18 protein-coding genes and 1 tRNA gene are annotated in these 15,838 nt (G+C 45.4%); 15 read left to right on the forward strand and 4 right to left on the reverse strand.

All coding sequences use genetic code 11. From position 1 onward, the window contains the following. Nucleotides 1–139: 139 nt before the first annotated feature. Genes BN161_RS16995 through BN161_RS17010 form a run of 4 tightly spaced genes read left to right on the forward strand, consistent with a single transcriptional unit; the run spans nucleotide 140 to nucleotide 4,038 of the window. Nucleotides 140–766, forward strand: a complete 627-nt coding sequence (locus BN161_RS16995) for an ORF6N domain-containing protein (RefSeq protein ID WP_044268504.1) — start codon at nucleotides 140–142, stop codon at nucleotides 764–766. Next, on the forward strand, nucleotides 763–2,037 hold the full coding sequence (locus BN161_RS17000) for a glycosyltransferase (RefSeq protein WP_044268505.1): 1,275 nt from the start codon (nucleotides 763–765) through the stop codon (nucleotides 2,035–2,037). Before BN161_RS16995 ends, BN161_RS17000 begins: the two co-directional genes overlap by 4 nt. Continuing rightward, nucleotides 2,034–3,299: a glycosyltransferase family 4 protein gene (locus tag BN161_RS17005; protein WP_044268506.1), complete on the forward strand. Its 1,266-nt coding sequence runs from the start codon at nucleotides 2,034–2,036 to the stop codon at nucleotides 3,297–3,299. The genes BN161_RS17000 and BN161_RS17005 overlap by 4 nt, the downstream gene beginning before the upstream one ends. Then, nucleotides 3,292–4,038, forward strand: coding sequence for a glycosyltransferase family 2 protein (locus tag BN161_RS17010; protein WP_044268507.1), 747 nt, complete (start codon nucleotides 3,292–3,294; stop codon nucleotides 4,036–4,038). The genes BN161_RS17005 and BN161_RS17010 overlap by 8 nt, the downstream gene beginning before the upstream one ends. 198 nt (nucleotides 4,039–4,236) lie before the next feature. On the opposite strand, the gene BN161_RS17015 is transcribed toward BN161_RS17010, so the two are convergent. Further along, nucleotides 4,237–4,938: an SIR2 family NAD-dependent protein deacylase gene (locus tag BN161_RS17015; RefSeq protein ID WP_044268508.1), complete on the reverse strand. Its 702-nt coding sequence runs from the start codon at nucleotides 4,936–4,938 to the stop codon at nucleotides 4,237–4,239. 191 nt (nucleotides 4,939–5,129) lie between these two features. On the opposite strand from BN161_RS17015, the gene BN161_RS17020 reads away from it, so the two are divergent. From BN161_RS17020 to BN161_RS17045, 6 genes are all read left to right on the forward strand, one after another. After that, on the forward strand, nucleotides 5,130–5,726 hold the full coding sequence (locus BN161_RS17020; RefSeq protein ID WP_007211687.1) for an FKBP-type peptidyl-prolyl cis-trans isomerase: 597 nt from the start codon (nucleotides 5,130–5,132) through the stop codon (nucleotides 5,724–5,726). 20 nt (nucleotides 5,727–5,746) lie between these two features. Beyond that, entirely contained in the window at nucleotides 5,747–6,613 is an 867-nt protein-coding gene (locus BN161_RS17025) for an FKBP-type peptidyl-prolyl cis-trans isomerase (protein WP_044268509.1), read from the forward strand. Between the two features lie 192 nt (nucleotides 6,614–6,805). Further along, nucleotides 6,806–7,270, forward strand: a complete 465-nt coding sequence (locus BN161_RS17030; protein WP_007211685.1) for an Lrp/AsnC family transcriptional regulator — start codon at nucleotides 6,806–6,808, stop codon at nucleotides 7,268–7,270. A 10-nt stretch (nucleotides 7,271–7,280) separates the two neighbouring features. Then, a complete protein-coding gene (locus BN161_RS17035; protein WP_007211684.1) occupies nucleotides 7,281–7,592 on the forward strand; it encodes a DUF4491 family protein in 312 nt (103 codons plus the stop codon). Nucleotides 7,593–7,687: 95 nt separating this feature from the next. Next, a tRNA-Ile gene (locus tag BN161_RS17040) sits at nucleotides 7,688–7,761 on the forward strand. Between the two features lie 399 nt (nucleotides 7,762–8,160). Further along, on the forward strand, nucleotides 8,161–8,532 hold the full coding sequence (locus BN161_RS17045) for a hypothetical protein (protein WP_244436534.1): 372 nt from the start codon (nucleotides 8,161–8,163) through the stop codon (nucleotides 8,530–8,532). Nucleotides 8,533–8,664: 132 nt separating this feature from the next. Here BN161_RS17045 and BN161_RS17050 read toward each other — a convergent pair whose 3' ends face one another. Further along, on the reverse strand, nucleotides 8,665–9,021 hold the full coding sequence (locus BN161_RS17050) for a hypothetical protein (RefSeq protein WP_022392981.1): 357 nt from the start codon (nucleotides 9,019–9,021) through the stop codon (nucleotides 8,665–8,667). A gap of 239 nt (nucleotides 9,022–9,260) precedes the next feature. Between BN161_RS17050 and BN161_RS17055 the strand changes: the two genes are divergently transcribed. Beyond that, nucleotides 9,261–10,049, forward strand: a complete 789-nt coding sequence (locus BN161_RS17055; RefSeq protein ID WP_044268630.1) for a LiaF transmembrane domain-containing protein — start codon at nucleotides 9,261–9,263, stop codon at nucleotides 10,047–10,049. A 4-nt stretch (nucleotides 10,050–10,053) separates the two neighbouring features. Further along, nucleotides 10,054–10,857, forward strand: a complete 804-nt coding sequence (locus tag BN161_RS17060) for a LytTR family DNA-binding domain-containing protein (RefSeq protein WP_044268511.1) — start codon at nucleotides 10,054–10,056, stop codon at nucleotides 10,855–10,857. Between the two features lie 103 nt (nucleotides 10,858–10,960). Here BN161_RS17060 and BN161_RS17065 read toward each other — a convergent pair whose 3' ends face one another. Together BN161_RS17065 and BN161_RS17070 are read right to left on the reverse strand one after the other, a co-directional pair. Next, nucleotides 10,961–12,619 carry a flotillin family protein gene (locus tag BN161_RS17065; RefSeq protein ID WP_044268515.1) on the reverse strand — a complete coding sequence of 553 codons (1,659 nt, stop codon included), beginning with the start codon at nucleotides 12,617–12,619 and terminating at the stop codon, nucleotides 10,961–10,963. A 25-nt stretch (nucleotides 12,620–12,644) separates the two neighbouring features. Continuing rightward, nucleotides 12,645–13,142: a hypothetical protein gene (locus BN161_RS17070; RefSeq protein ID WP_044268518.1), complete on the reverse strand. Its 498-nt coding sequence runs from the start codon at nucleotides 13,140–13,142 to the stop codon at nucleotides 12,645–12,647. 144 nt (nucleotides 13,143–13,286) lie between these two features. Between BN161_RS17070 and BN161_RS17075 the strand changes: the two genes are divergently transcribed. The 3 genes from BN161_RS17075 (at nucleotide 13,287) to BN161_RS17085 (ending at nucleotide 15,500) form a co-directional block, all read left to right on the forward strand. Further along, a complete protein-coding gene (locus tag BN161_RS17075; RefSeq protein ID WP_044268521.1) occupies nucleotides 13,287–13,739 on the forward strand; it encodes a hypothetical protein in 453 nt (150 codons plus the stop codon). 100 nt (nucleotides 13,740–13,839) lie between these two features. Further along, nucleotides 13,840–14,277, forward strand: a complete 438-nt coding sequence (locus BN161_RS17080; protein ID WP_044268524.1) for a hypothetical protein — start codon at nucleotides 13,840–13,842, stop codon at nucleotides 14,275–14,277. An 8-nt stretch (nucleotides 14,278–14,285) separates the two neighbouring features. Then, nucleotides 14,286–15,500 (forward strand): sodium ion-translocating decarboxylase subunit beta, encoded by a 1,215-nt coding sequence (locus BN161_RS17085; RefSeq protein WP_009130245.1) that lies wholly within the window; start codon nucleotides 14,286–14,288, stop codon nucleotides 15,498–15,500. Nucleotides 15,501–15,838: the final 338 nt, after the last annotated feature.

Raw genomic sequence — 15,838 nt, forward strand, 5'->3', positions numbered from 1 at the left:
TCAATTCATGAGTTTGCCCACAAAGATAGAGACTTTCGTCTTTACCGGCTAAAAAAGCAGGGAATTTGTTAGACGGAAAACGGTAAAAGCCGTACTTTTGTCGAAACATTCCGAAACATCAAGACAAGAATATACGATCATGGAAACAGAAGTTATCCAGAGTAAGATATACGAAATCAGGGGTATAAAGGTTATGCTGGACAAGGATTTGGCGGAACTCTACCAAGTGGAAGTAAAAGTATTAAACCAGTCAGTCAAGAGGAACATCAAAAGATTCCCGTCGGACTTCATGTTCCAATTGACCAAGGATGAGTGGGATAACTTGAAGTCACAATTTGTGACTTCAAGTTTAGGAAGAAAAGAGGGAAACTTGAAATTCCCAAATGGAACATCAAGTTGGGGAGGTACCCGCAAGTTGCCCTTCGCTTTCACCGAACAAGGTCTTGCCATGTTGTCGGGCATTCTGAACAGCGACATAGCCATCCAAGTAAACATCTCGATAATGAGAGCTTTCGTAACCATCAGACAAGGACTTCCCGCAGTGAGCAATCATCAGGAGCTGGAAGAACTGAAGAAGCGTATACAGACATTGGAAGAAGTCAGCGAAGAGACATTGGCAGCTATCAACGACCTGTCTGAAGACAGCCGCAAGGAGTTCGATGATATTTATATGGCTCTGTCTCAACTGTCGGAAAAGAAAGATACCCGGCAGAACCCTGTCGGATATAAGGCCATTCAAAACAGAAGGGAAGGAGGAAAAGATTGAGAGTACTTATAATCAATACGTCCGAGAAAACAGGCGGAGCCGCCATCGCTGCCAGACGCCTGATGGAATCGCTCCATACAGCGGGAACAGACGTGAAGATGCTCGTCCTGCACAAGGAAAGCCAATCGGAACAGGTGATCTCTGTAGGCAAAGACTGGCAAAAGAAGTGCACTTTCCTCTGGGAAAGACTGGTTATCTGGACAAATAACCTCTTCAGCCGGAAGAATCTCTTTACCGTCTCCATAGCCAATACAGGCTTCAACGTTACCAAACTGCCTGCCTTCCGGGAAGCCGACATCATACACCTCCACTGGATAAACCAGGGAATGCTTTCACTGAACAATATACAGGAAATCTTCGAATCGGATAAGCCCGTTGTCTGGACCCTGCACGATATGTGGGAATGTACCGCCATCTGCCACCATGCCCACACCTGCACCCTCTTCAAAAGCGAATGCAGAAACTGCCGCTTCCTGCGCTTCCCAGGCAACAACGATCTGGCGCACCGGGTATTCAAGAAGAAACAAAAACTATTCAGTCATGCCAGCCCCTTGAATATCGTTGCAGTCAGCACATGGCTTTCCTCACAAATACAGCAAAGTGCCCTACTTAAAGAGAAACCTGTATCCGTGATCCCTAATACACTCTCGCCCATCGATTTCCGGATGATGGACAAAGAACTGTCCCGAAAGGAACTGTCCCTGCCCGATAAACATATCATTCTGTTCGGAGCCGCCCGCATCGACGATCCGATCAAAGGAGTGGAATATCTGCTCCAGGCCATCCGGTTATTGATTGAAAAGAAGCAATTCCCACAGGAAAAACTTCACCTGGCACTATTCGGCAAAATCAAATATCCGGAGAAACTTCTCAACTCCATCCCCGTCAGCTACACCTATCTGGGACGAATAGGCGATACAAACAAACTCTCGCAACTATATTCCGCCGCAGACGTCACCGTATCCGCCTCTTTCTATGAAACATTCGGCCAGACTCTGATCGAGGCCCAAGCCTGTGGTTGCATTCCGGTTTCTTTTGGCAACAGCGGACAGGCCGACATCATCCGCCACAAAGAGAACGGCTTCCTGGCCGACTACCTCTCTGCCGACAGCCTGGCAGAAGGCATCCGATGGGGAATATCCGAAGCCCGGACAGCCATCTCCAAAGAAAATATGCGAAGCGAAGTATTCAGGAAATACTCCGGTGAAGTCGTTGCAAAGCAATATCTCAATCTCTACCAAAACTTAATCAAAAGAAAGGTAACACAATGAGAATACTACTTATCAATACAACAGAAAAGATAGGCGGCCCCGCCGTAGCTGCAAGCCGCCTCATGGAAGCCCTCAAGAATAACGGCATCAAAGCCAAGCTATTGGTGCGCGACAAACAGACCGAACAGATCACCGTAGTGGAGTTGCCCCACAACCTGCGCATGGTATGGAAGTTCGTATGGGAGCGAATCGTTATCTGGAAAGCCAACCATTTCAACAGAAACCACCTCTTCGCCGTAGACATTGCCAACACCGGCACGGACATTACCAACTTACCGGAGTTTCAGCAAGCGGACGTTATACATCTCCATTGGATCAATCAGGGGATGCTTTCTTTAAAGAATATCGAAAAAATTCTGGCTTCGGGTAAGCCCGTAGTCTGGACTATGCACGATATGTGGCCCTGTACCGGCATCTGCCACTACTCCGGCGGATGTACACATTACGAAGAGGAGTGTCATCATTGCCCCTTCATCCACAACGGAAGCCGGAAGAAAGACCTCTCCCACCGCATCTTCCTCAAAAAGCAGAAGCTATACGAAGGCCGTCATATCAACTTTGTAGCCTGTAGCCACTGGCTGGAAGAACGCGCCCGGAAGAGTGCCCTCTTCAGCGGACATGCCATTACCAATATCCCCAATCCTATCAACACCAATCTCTTCAAGCCGCATAGCAAAAAAGCTGCACGGGAGAAATGCAGGCTTCCGCAAGACAGCAAACTGATTCTGTTCGGTTCGGTGAAGATAATGGATACCCGGAAGGGAGTGGAATATATGATTAAAGCCTGCAAACTATTGGTAGAGAAGCATCCGGAAATGAAGGACCAACTGGGTGTAGTGGCCTTTGGCAACCAGTCGCAACAGTTACAGAATATGTTGCCTTTCAAGGTTTATCCGCTCGACTTCGTCAGCAATGAGCATCAGTTAGTAGATATCTACAACGCCGTCGACCTCTTCGTCACCTCATCTCTGGAAGAGAACCTGCCGAATACTATTATGGAAGCCATGTCCTGCGGCATCCCTTGCGTAGGATTCAACGTAGGCGGCATACCGGAGATGATAGACCATCTGCACAACGGCTACGTGGCACAATACAAATCGGCCGAGGATTTTGCCAACGGCATCTACTGGATACTGACCGAACCCGAATACGCCACACTCTCCGAACAAGCCTGCCGGAAAGCCGTTTCCCATTATTCAGAAAGTACCATTGCCAAGAGATACATCGACGTTTATAACAAAATAACCGGAAGACATGCATAACCGTCCCACGCCCAAGTTCAGCATCATCACCGTGACTTACAATGCCGAGGCCGTATTGGAAGACACGATACAGAGCGTTATCTCCCAAACCTACCACCACGTAGAGTACATCATCATAGACGGTGCATCCAAAGACCGCACCCTCGCCATTGCCGAAAGGTATCGCGACCGTATCACCTTGCTTGTCAGCGAACCGGACAAAGGACTGTATGATGCCATGAACAAAGGCATCCACCTTGCAACGGGCGACTATCTCTGTTTCCTGAATGCCGGAGACAGTTTCCACGAAGACGACACCCTGCAACAAATGGTGCATACTTTAGGAATCGGCGAACTGCCGGACGTACTATATGGCGAAACAGCTTTAGTAGATAAAGAAAGGCATTTCCTCCGTATGCGCCGCCTCTCCGCCCCCGAAGTGCTGACATGGAAGAGTTTCAGGCAAGGTATGCTCGTTTGCCATCAGGCATTCTTCGCCAAACGAAGCCTGGCGGTACCATACGATATGCGATACCGCTTCTCCGCCGACTTCGACTGGTGCATCCGCATCATGAAAAAAGCGCGGACGCTGCATAACACGCATCTCACGCTTATCGATTATCTGGAAGAAGGTATGACGACGCAGAACCAAAAGGCTTCCCTGCGGGAGCGCTTCCGCATCATGGCGAAGCACTATGGACTGATAAGTACCGTGGCGCACCATGCATGGTTTGTGGTGCGGGCGGTATTGAAGAAGTAAAACTTTGCAAGCACAGCCCATACTTTCCACCCAATAACAGACGATTCCTTGCCATAGGCTTGGCATGCTTTTGCCATAGGTTTGGCAAAGTCTTGCCATGCCTATGGCAAAAGCATGCCAAGCCTATGGCAAAAGCGTGCCAATGCGATGGCACAACACGGCAAAAGTATCGCTTGTAGTTCGCTATAGTAGTGGCAGTTAACGAAGAATCTCTTTCTTCAGTTCCTTCACCCCTTCCGAAGCGCCTTTCTGAATGATATGTATCTGCCTCATTGAGTGCGTATCCACCGGTTTCGGATCAATCAGATATACTTCTGCCGTTCGAGGCACATAGTTCAGCAGTCCCGCTGCCGGATATACATTCATCGAAGTACCTATAATCACAAAGACATCCGCTTTCTCCACATAGTCGACAGCCGTTTCTATCTCCGGCACCGCCTCACCAAACCAAACAATAAACGGACGCAACTGCGAACCGTCGCCCGCCTTGTCGCCCATCTTCACCTCATATTCTTCCGGTTTCAACTCCTTTACGTAGCGAGGATTATAAGGGTCGCGACTGGAACACACCTTCGTCAGTTCACCATGCAGATGAATGATGCGCGTACTCCCGGCACGCTCGTGCAGATTATCCACATTCTGCGTAACCACCGTCACATTGAAGTCCTTCTCCAGCTCGGCAAGTCCGGTGTGCCCTGCATTGGGCTCCACATCAAGCAGCTGCTTACGGCGCTCGTTATAAAAGTTTATCACCAGCTCCGGATCGCGCACATACCCTTCGGCACTGGCTACCTGCATCACCGGATATTTGTCCCACAATCCGCCTGCGTCCCGAAACGTACTGATACCACTCTCGGCACTCATACCGGCACCGGATAAAATCACTAAATTCTTCTTCATACCAAAATCTCCTTTCTATTATAGCAGTTTCTTTTCTACAAAAATACAGAAGATTGCCGAAGTTGCCACAGATATAAGAAAATTTAAAACCTAAAAGCATAAATCATTCAAATAAAACACTTACTTTTGCGACTTGTAATTTTGCAACTGATTGAAAGAGATAATACTTTCAGTCTCAACCCCAAAGATATATGGATAAATTCAGTTACGCTATCGGCCTTGGAATAGGTCAAAATTTATTAAGTATGGGTGCAAAAGGCATCGAAGTAGATGACTTTGCACAAGCTATCAAAGACATACTGGAAGGAAACAAAACCGCCATCTCACACGCAGAAGCACGCGATATAGTAAACAAATACTTCGCAGAACTGGAAGAGAAAATGAATGCAGCCAGCATAGAGCAAGGCGTACAGTTCCTGGAAGAAAACAAGAAACGTCCGAATGTGGTTACTTTGCCAAGCGGTCTGCAATACGAAGTCATCAACGAAGGCAAGGTAGGCACTTATGCAAAAGCCACCGACCAAGTGAAATGCCACTACGAAGGCACACTGATTGACGGAACCCTGTTCGACAGTTCTATCAAACGCGGACAACCCGCCGTATTCGGTGTGAACCAGGTTATCCCCGGCTGGGTGGAAGCGCTTCAGTTGATGCCCGAAGGTGCCAAGTGGAAACTTTATATTCCTTCCGATCTTGCCTATGGCGCACAAGGTGCGGGCGAAATGATACCGCCTCACAGCACATTGATTTTTGAAGTGGAATTACTCGAAATATTATCCCAAAAATAAAAATAAACAGTAAAAGCAAAATGAAAAAAGTAACATTTATCATGGCTCTTGCAGTAGGCGCAGGTTTAGCTTCCTGTACTGCACAAAGCCCGAAAGCAAATCTGAAAACAGATGTTGACTCATTGTCTTACGCCATCGGTATGGCTCGTACGGAAGGTCTGACTCAGTACCTGATGCAACAAGGTGTTGACACTACTCAGATGGCTGAATTCATCAAAGGTTTCAACGAAGGCGCTGCTAAAACCAGCAAGAAAGACGTTGCTTACATGACCGGTATGCAAATTGGCCAGATGGTAGGCAAACAATGGGTAGAAGGCTTCAACCAACAAATCTTCGGTGGCGACTCTACTCAGACTATCAGCCGTGAAAACCTGTTGGCAGGTTTCATCGCAGGTATCACAGACAAGACTGGCGTTATGACCAAAGAAGCTGCTACAGCTTACATGCGCGACGGTATGGAAGCCATCAAGGAAAAAGCTTCAGCCGCTAAATACGCTGATAACAAAGCTGCCGGTGAAAAATTCCTTGCTGAAAACAAAGGTAAAGAAGGTGTTGTAACTACTCCGAGCGGTCTGCAATACAAAATCATCACCAAAGGTACAGGTGAGATTCCTGCCGACACCAGCAAAGTGAAAGTAAACTACAAGGGTACTTTGATTGACGGTACTGAATTCGACAGCTCTTACAAGCGCAACGAACCTGCTACCTTCCGTGCCAACCAAGTTATCAAAGGCTGGACAGAAGCCCTCACAATGATGCCTGTAGGTTCTAAGTGGGAACTTTATATTCCGCAGGAACTGGGTTACGGTGGCAGAGAAACCGGCGGTCAGATCAAACCGTTCTCTACCCTGATCTTCGAGGTAGAGCTCGTTAGCATCGAAAAATAAGTATCAGCCGAAGATTTTTTCTTCAACGGTACAGACTTAGCGGGCGAAACGGATGTAAACAAAAACATCTGCTTCGTCCGCTTCTTTTTTACTCTTTCCCTATTTTTTCCTCCTTTTTTATAGAGAAATTAAAATAAAGTCCTATATTTGCTTACTATTTGATAAAAACAAGAACTTACACAAATTGATATTATGGAAAAAATAGACAATCTTGACCGGCAGATTCTGGAAATCATCTCTCAGAATGCCCGCATTCCTTTCAAAGATGTAGCTGCTGAGTGTGGCGTATCACGTGCTGCCATTCATCAACGTGTGCAACGTTTGATAGATTTAGGCGTCATTGTCGGCTCCGGTTATCATGTGAACCCCAAATCCCTGGGCTACAGAACCTGCACATATGTAGGTATCAAGCTAGAGAAAGGTTCCATGTACAAATCAGTGGTTGCCGAAATGGAGAAAATACCGGAAATCGTGGAATGCCACTTCACTACGGGCCCTTACACGATGCTGACGAAAGTATATGCACGCGATAACGAGCATCTGATGGACTTGCTGAATAACAAAATGCAAGAAATTCCGGGTGTAACCGCTACCGAAACGTTGATTTCACTGGAGCAAAGTATCAAGAAGGAAATTCCTATTTGCCCGGAGAAATAACAGATAATTTATGGAATTCTTAAACGAATATCATCTTTCGGGACTGTTCATCGGCATTTGTACATTTCTTATCATCGGATTATTTCATCCTGTGGTAGTGAAAGCCGAGTATTATTGGGGTACCAAGTGCTGGTGGATTTTTCTTGTATTGGGCATCGGGGGCGTTGTGGCGTCGCTTTGCGTAGAGAATATCTTGATTGCGTCCCTCTTAGGCGTATTTGCTTTCTCTTCGTTCTGGACCATCAAGGAGGTCTTTGAACAAGAAGACCGCGTAAAGAAAGGTTGGTTCCCTAAGAACCCCAAACGTACGTATAAGTTCTAAAAACAAAGCAATAAACAGTATATTTTGCCCGAAAGGTTTGCATATTTCAACTGAATATACTATTTTTGTGCCCGCTATCCGATGAGGATAACACCGGACTTGTAGCTCAGTTGGTTAGAGCAACAGACTCATAATCTGGAGGTCCCTGGTTCAAGCCCAGGCTGGTCCACGAAGAAAAAGGCTGATTCCTAAGGGAATACAGCCTTTTTCTTCTTTATGGAGACCTCTGATTAAGGGTCTGTTGCTTTAGTGGTTTTAGTCTCAAATTAGCCAATTGTTGACCTATTGTTGACCCCAAATGAGCTACTTAAAATGCTAACAATTAAAGCAGAAGTCCAACAGGACAAACAGCGAAGTGACAAGACGTATAAAAATGGAAATAAAGAAAGTGGGAGAAAACCAATATTCTATTTCCACCTACTACTATGATAATGACACCTAGCAATATAGCGGATCAGAAACAATCACTCTCAATGGAAAAGTTTTAAATATCATAGAACGCTTTCCTAAAGACTTTATATTTCAATTTACATTAGAAGAATAGAACTCCATCTCATCACAATTTGTGATGACATCACGAATAAAACGACCTAAATCCGCTATGCCACTGACTCTTACAGAGCATGGAGTAGTAATGCTTTCAAGCGTACTAAAAAGCAATATTGCCATTCAGACAAATGTTCTGATTGTACGTGCTTTTGTTGCCATGCGACAACTGATTACAGCAGTTCCACAAATAAACAGAGTTGGACAATTAGAACAGCAAATGAAAAAGTTGAAAAACCACATAGAAGAAGTGTTTGCCGATTATAAAGATATTAACGATGATACGCGGATGCAGTTAGAACTCATTAATCAGACATTGGCAGAACTGCAAACCAAGAAGAAATTGGAAGAAAAAGCCACGCAGAAGAATCGGATTATACAACATGAGGAATAATTATTTGATTGTCAAACTCTGAATATAAATAATAGGTATTGGCAGGCAATGGAGGAGAAAACGAAACAGATATAAAAAGGGTATCCGATTCGCTCAGATGCCCTTTTTATACCTATTGAAAATAAGAAACAGTTATTCCAGATAAAGCGGCTCCACCTCCGTCACATTATCATGGAACCACTCATCGAGCTTTGCCTCTACCTTATCCTTTATCTGTGGTGTGATATATTTCTTCACCTTTTTATAAGCATAAACAGCAGCAAATCCTTTACCCACCATAAAGAGCTGTCCCAGAACATCCTCTATACTGGTAGGAAACACAATGGCCACCAAAGCAAGCATTATATTGGTCCGCTCACTATCGGGAGTCGTATCGGCAGTCATTACATAATAAGCGGTAAGTACGGGGCGACCGGTAGCGCGACCTGCCTTCTTAATATACTCTTCTACTTTCGTACGGATATCATCCATGGATAAATTTACTTTCATAGTTCTTCTTATTATTCATTTACTTATTAGACGCAAGAAGATGAAGTTTGGTTGCAGAATATTGCTGTTTTTTTATCAAATAGTTCCATTTCACCGCCCGAATTCACCGATTCATACCCGGAACTCATCGGCTTTTCTACCGGAAATCAGCCGGAAAGGCTATATAGAGAGGAATAATTCGCTTACCTTTGAGCCATCAAACCCTAACAATGGAATATGAATCAATAACAATAGAAACAATGGAAAAGAAACAAAACTTCCCGCCTCATGCAGGTTTATCAGGTAAGGCACTGATAGCTTCGCTCTTCATCATCTCCGGAATATTACTGTTTGCCCGTAACGTAGGGTGGATTACATATGACTTATTCAGCATAGTGGTATCCTGGAATAGTCTTCTTATTGTATTAGGTATCTATACAATGACGCGCCGCCATTATATAAGCGGACTCATCCTTACACTGATAGGAGCCTACTTCCTGATCGGAGGATTGTCATGGTTGCCGGAGAATTCACAAACCTTCGTCTGGCCTATTGCACTGATTATAGCAGGTATCCTGTTCTTTGTAAAGGCTCACCGCAGGGAACGCTGGATGAAAAGCCATATGAACGGCCATTACCGGGACTGGACTAAAGGAAGAGGTGGACATATACACATGGATATGGAAAACAATGAGCAACAATGCGAATCGGAAAACGGCTACCTGCGTTCCGACAATGCTTTTGGATCTGTACGACATGTCGTACTGGATGAATTGTTCAAAGGAGCCAGCATCCGGGCTTCATTCGGGGGAACTATCATCGATCTGCGCCACACACATCTTGCACCGGGAGAAACTTATATCGATATCGACTGTACCTGTAGTGGAATAGAACTGTACATTCCTTCAGACTGGAACGTTCTACCCCAATGCAATGCTTTTGCCGGCGGATGCGAGGATAAGCGTTGGCAGGGAGCGAATATTAATAAAGAAAGTACATTAATAATCCGCGGAAATATTTCCTTCGGCGGATTAGAAATTAAAGACTAATCCTATGAGAGCACATCCAATCATAGATTACCCTTATCGTTGGTTTCCGATGCTTGCGCTGGCATTGATTCTGGCAATCATCCAGGCGACTTTGTCGTGGGGATATGCCGGAGCTGACTGGCTGCCGGCCATCATAGACGGAATCACGACCATCGGATGGCTTGCAGTACTGGCATACCTGGCCTGGTTTGTGGTGGGTTACGTATCCATACTCCAGACAAAGGTCATCACTGTCGCAGCAGGAATATTACTCTGGATTGCGGGCAGCTTCATGATTTGTGACATTATGGTAAGAATAGCGGGAATACCTTATATATCTTTTGCTTCTACCATACCTTTCCGCCTGTTGTTTGGCGTACCAACCTGGATCGCTATCATTTTGTGGTATCACCTGATAGTAGTGAAAGATCCCGAAGCACAGGAAGAAGAATTCATAGTACCGCAAGCAGAAGAAGAAAAGCCGGAAGCACAAGATGAAATCATTGACCGCATTACGGTAAAGGACGGTTCACGTATACACATAATCAAAGTGGACGAACTACTCTATATCCAGGCATGCGGAGATTACGCAACCCTGGTTACCCCAACAGGCGAATACATCAAGGAACAAACCATGAAGTATTTCGAAGGGCATCTGCCGACAAACAATTTTGTACGTATCCACCGTTCCACCATTGTAAACGTGACACAAATATCCCGGGTTGAATTATTCGGGAAAGAGACTTATCAAGTGTTATTGAAGAACGGGACCAAACTGCGGGTCAGTCTGACGGGCTACCGTTTATTGAAAGAACGACTGGGAATATAAAGACCTGAACTATTTTATTAAGCAAAAGCGAAGAATTCCTCCCCTGTTTCAAGGGGAAATGAATCCTTCGCTTCTTTTTTAAATGACAGAGAAAGTGATTTGATTATTTCTTCTTTTCGTCTTTCTTCGGTTCTTCATTCTTGGTTTCCTGCTTGTCTTCCTTCCCTTCCGGATGGATGATACCCTTCACAGTCTCACCAATAGGCAACTTATCCAGTACACCCAGACTTGGAGCAACCGTCTTCACCAATGAACTCAAAAAGTTACTCGTACCTCCGTTTCCACCATCGAATACAGTGATGTTTCCTAAGTTCATGTGTTCGAATGCCTTCACCTGTTCTCCGGCAATTTCCTTCCACTGATCTACCATCTTGTACTGGATGGCGATAGCCGGGTTGGATTCCGCTGCACGTACCATGGCCTCGAAACCTTCAGCCTCGGCAAGCAATGACTTCTTCTTACCTTCAGCTTCGGCCTCCAGTTTCATCTGGATAGCTCTTGCTTCAGCTTCAGCCTGCGCCAGAGTAGCCTTTGCACGAGCTTCAGCCTCACGGGTAATCTTTTCGGCAACAGCATCAGCCTGAAGAATGGCTTCCTGTTTTGCAACCTCAGCAGGCACAATCTTTTCTGCCTTCAAAGAAGACTCCACCTTGCGTGCTTTAGCTTCTTCCACTTCCTTCTGTGCTATTTCACGGGCAGTCTGCACGGCAGCTTCCGAACGTGCTTCAGCTTCACCGGCCTGCTTGTCAGCATTAGCGCGAGTCACAGCCAGTTCAGCGTCAGACTGTGCCACAGCTTTCTGAGCTTCATTTCGTCCGATAGCTGCTTTCTTTCCGGCTTCTGCCTGTTTGATTTCCATGTCGGAGTTCAGTTCGGCGATGCGGCTTTCCTTCTCGGTGTTGGCCTGTTCAATTTTGATATTCTTTTCGGCTTCCGCCTTTGCCACCTGTGATTCTTTTTCAGCATTGGCAATGGCTACCTGTGAGATTCTATCCTTATCCGCATTAGCCACAGAGATCTCCTGCAACTTCTTCGTCTCGGCAATGGCGATATCCTGGTCTTTGCGTGTTTCGGCCACTTTCGTTTCACGCTCCTTTATCTGGTTAGCAATCTTGATGGCACCCAGTTTCTCCTGTTCTTCTATATTTGCCTGAGCCTCATTCAACGCCTTACTTTCAGCTTCCTTACCCAAGTTGACAATATAATTGGCGGCATCACGGATATCACTGATATTGATGTTCATCAGATATAAACCGAATTTACGGAGTTCCGTATCGATGTTATCTTTTACTTTGGAAAGGAACTTATCACGGTCGGAGTTCAGTTCTTCAATCGTCATATCGGCAATGACCAAACGCATCTGACCGTACACAACATCCGTAATCAGGTTCTGCTTATCATCTATTGTCAGTCCCAACATACGTTCGGCGGCGTTTTGCATTACCTCCGCATCGGTACTGATGGCTACGGTAATCGTAGTCGGCACATCCACACGGATATTCTGGGCAGACAGGGCACCGGTCAACTTACAGTCTATCTGCATCGGCTTCATAGACAGGAATTCATAGCCCTGAATAATCGGCCATACAAACGCGGCACCACCATGATACAACTTAGCGGACTTCTTGTCACCGCCCGTTTTACCATATACTACCAGTACTTCGTCACTTTTACATTTCCGGTAACGGGAAAGGATACCAATGAAGGTAAGCAAAATAACCGCCACGAGTATGGCGGCCATAATCATCATTTCTTGTGTCATAAATCTATGTTTTTGAGTTTCGTTTTTATTGAATATACAGTGTTCCTTCCCTGTAGGTCGTAATCATGGTTTTGTCGCCCGTCTGATAAGACTTGGTTCCTTCCGATATTACATCTATCTCGCGCATGGCTCCATCGCGACTCACCTGTACGGTATATCTGCCATCCCCCTGTTTAAAGTAGATGGTACATTCGCGCCCTACAAGCTGTTCCGTCTTTTCCGTCTTATTCACCTGCTGCAACTGATAGGCTTTCTTATAGAGAAACCACACGGCAAATACGAAAAACAGACCAATCAGAATGGCAACGGCATAACTCTGAATGTCAGTATTTCCAATCAGATACATGTACCAGCCGAAACCGATACCGAAATGCGTCAGTCCCTTAAAAGACACCATGCTGCTGATGTCGGCATCCACGTCTACATCCGCATCAATGTCTCCGAAGAAGATGGAAAGGATAAACTGTATCACAAAAATACCAGTTGTGACTACGGCGATAATCAGAAATATGTTACTACTCATAGGAATTTGAGTTATTGTGGTTTACGATATATTTAGATATATTATTCCAAATATACACATTTGCAGAACATGCGCAAAGAAACCGTTCTCTATTTAACAAAATTTTCTTGAAGGGGAACACAACATTACACAAAGATATTTGTTATGTTTGCGGACGCTACGATGAAACATCTGCACTATATATTCTTATTCATGTGCCTCGCATTAGGAATGTCCGTCATTCTGCAAGAGGAACAGCCGGCACTTCGGATGCTTACCGAAGCCTCGGCGGATGATTCCGTCACTCCTGTCCAAACAGGGTGTTTCATTTCAATGTCAACCGATTACTTCTCGACCATTGCCCACCGCCCCTTCTTCAACGATGAAAATAATGAGCGTAAAATCAATGGCATCCTTTTCCAGGAGAATTTCTACAATCAGGCCAGTGCTCCCTCGAAACTGCTGAAACTAAAGATCCATCCATCTGCAGAACAGATGCAACGTATATTTTCCACCCATTTACGGGTGGAACAGAATGCCAGTCTTTCTTTCACTCCCAGCGCTATCCGTTATTCTTACGGGTACTACGTCTACGAGCTGAAACATATTCTGATTTAAACCGCCACCTTACTTATTACCAACCATTTTCCGGAGGTATGCCATTGGCGTGTCTTTGGTCAGTCTATTGTTTATTCACTTCTAAATTAATGCGATAACTATGCTCGATTTATTAATAGCCACCCTCGAAATGATGGGGCTTACATTCGTGATCGGCTTCTTCGTGGCCTTCATCATCAAAATGATTGCCGTTGCCGCCGACTCATTCGACTTCTACAGCTCACACCAGAAAGAACTGCTTCGCCTGCGACGTCTGCGCAAACTGCGCCAGAAGGTAGAACTCATGATACGGGACATCCCCATGGAAGATAACGGACTTCTCGATGACAAACGCGAAGAGTTCAGCCGGGGAGTAAACCGGGAACTTACCGACTATCACGGATATTACCACGGGGTAAGCACCGGAGTCTCCAAAACGAACCTGGTAGATTATTACTACCCCGAAGATACACACATGATGTACCTGAATCAACAAGAAGAGATGTTATATCAAAAAAACAAAAAACACTCCGGCAAATCAGCCGATAAGACCAAATAAGAAATAGTATGGAAAATATAGATTTCGCGACCCTGTTCCAAGGTTTTGGAACGATGATGGAAAGTGGCTACCTGCTTGCGTCAGCCCGTGTATTTTTAATCCTTTTAGGTTTGCTGCTTATATATCTGGGCTGGAAAGGAGTGCTCGAACCTATGGTAATGATTCCGATGGGACTGGGTATGGTCGCCATCAATTGCGGAACACTTTTCATGCCGGACGGCACATTGGGCAACCTCTTTCTCGACCCGATGCTTTCGGACACGGACGACCTGATGAATACGATGCAGATAGACTTTCTGCAACCTGTCTATACGCTCACCTTCAGCAACGGATTGATAGCTTGCTTTGTGTTTATGGGTATAGGCACATTGCTGGATGTAGGCTTTCTGTTGCAGAAACCTTTCGTCAGTCTTTTCCTGGCTCTATGCGCCGAACTGGGTACTTTCCTGACTATCCCCGTAGCTTCGGCTCTGGGACTGACCTTGCAGGAAAGTGCTTCCGTAGCCATGGTAGGCGGTGCAGACGGTCCTATGGTTCTATTCACGTCACTGGCTCTTGCCAAACATTTGTTTGTGCCTATCACCGTAGTGGCTTACCTGTATCTCGGACTGACCTATGGCGGCTACCCGTATCTGGTGAAACTCCTGGTTCCGAAACGTCTGCGTGCCATCAAGATGACTTCAAAGAAAGCTCCCAAGAATTATGATGCCAAAGTGAAACTGGCATTCTCGGCTGTACTGTGTGCGGTGCTGTGTTTCCTGTTCCCGGTAGCTTCACCGCTGTTCTTCTCCCTCTTCCTGGGAGTGGCTGTACGTGAATCGGGTATGAAGCATATCTATGATTTCGTCAGTGGTCCGCTGCTTTACGGTTCTACATTTATGCTGGGCGTATTGCTGGGTGTGCTTTGTGACGCGCACTTGTTACTCGATCCGAAAATTCTGAAACTGCTGGTATTGGGTATAGTGGCATTATTGCTTTCCGGTATCGGTGGCATCATGGGTGGATACATCATGTACTTTATCAAGAAGGGAAATTATAATCCGGTGATCGGAATTGCCGCCGTCAGTTGTGTACCCACTACGGCTAAAGTGGCTCAGAAGCTGGTGAGCAAAGATAATCCGGACTCGTTTATTCTGGGAGATGCCTTGGGAGCGAATATTTCCGGGGTTATCACTTCGGCTATTATTACGGGTATTTATATTACGATTATCCCATATCTCTAAGCTTACAATCACAAACCTTCCTTCACCGGCAATGTGTTCCAGCAATGCCGGTGAAGATTGTTTGTACATATTTATCAATAAAAGAATATCCCCAAAGAGGGTGTCATTAATATCTGATAATCAACGGAATAAGATTGGATATATAAAGGCAACGACTGAAATGATTTAAGGTAACGACTGAAATAGGATGAAGTAACGACTGAATCAGGATGAAGTAACGACTGTTTCCGGTTCCACGTTTCATTATAAACATTTGTCCGATAATATCCGAAAGTTCAAGATAGTATCATTAAACAGCAAAATCTAATCATATCGGAAAAGGCATGTTCTGTACATTT

It is taken from the genome of Bacteroides timonensis (assembly GCF_000513195.1).
Lineage (GTDB): Bacteria > Bacteroidota > Bacteroidia > Bacteroidales > Bacteroidaceae > Bacteroides > Bacteroides timonensis.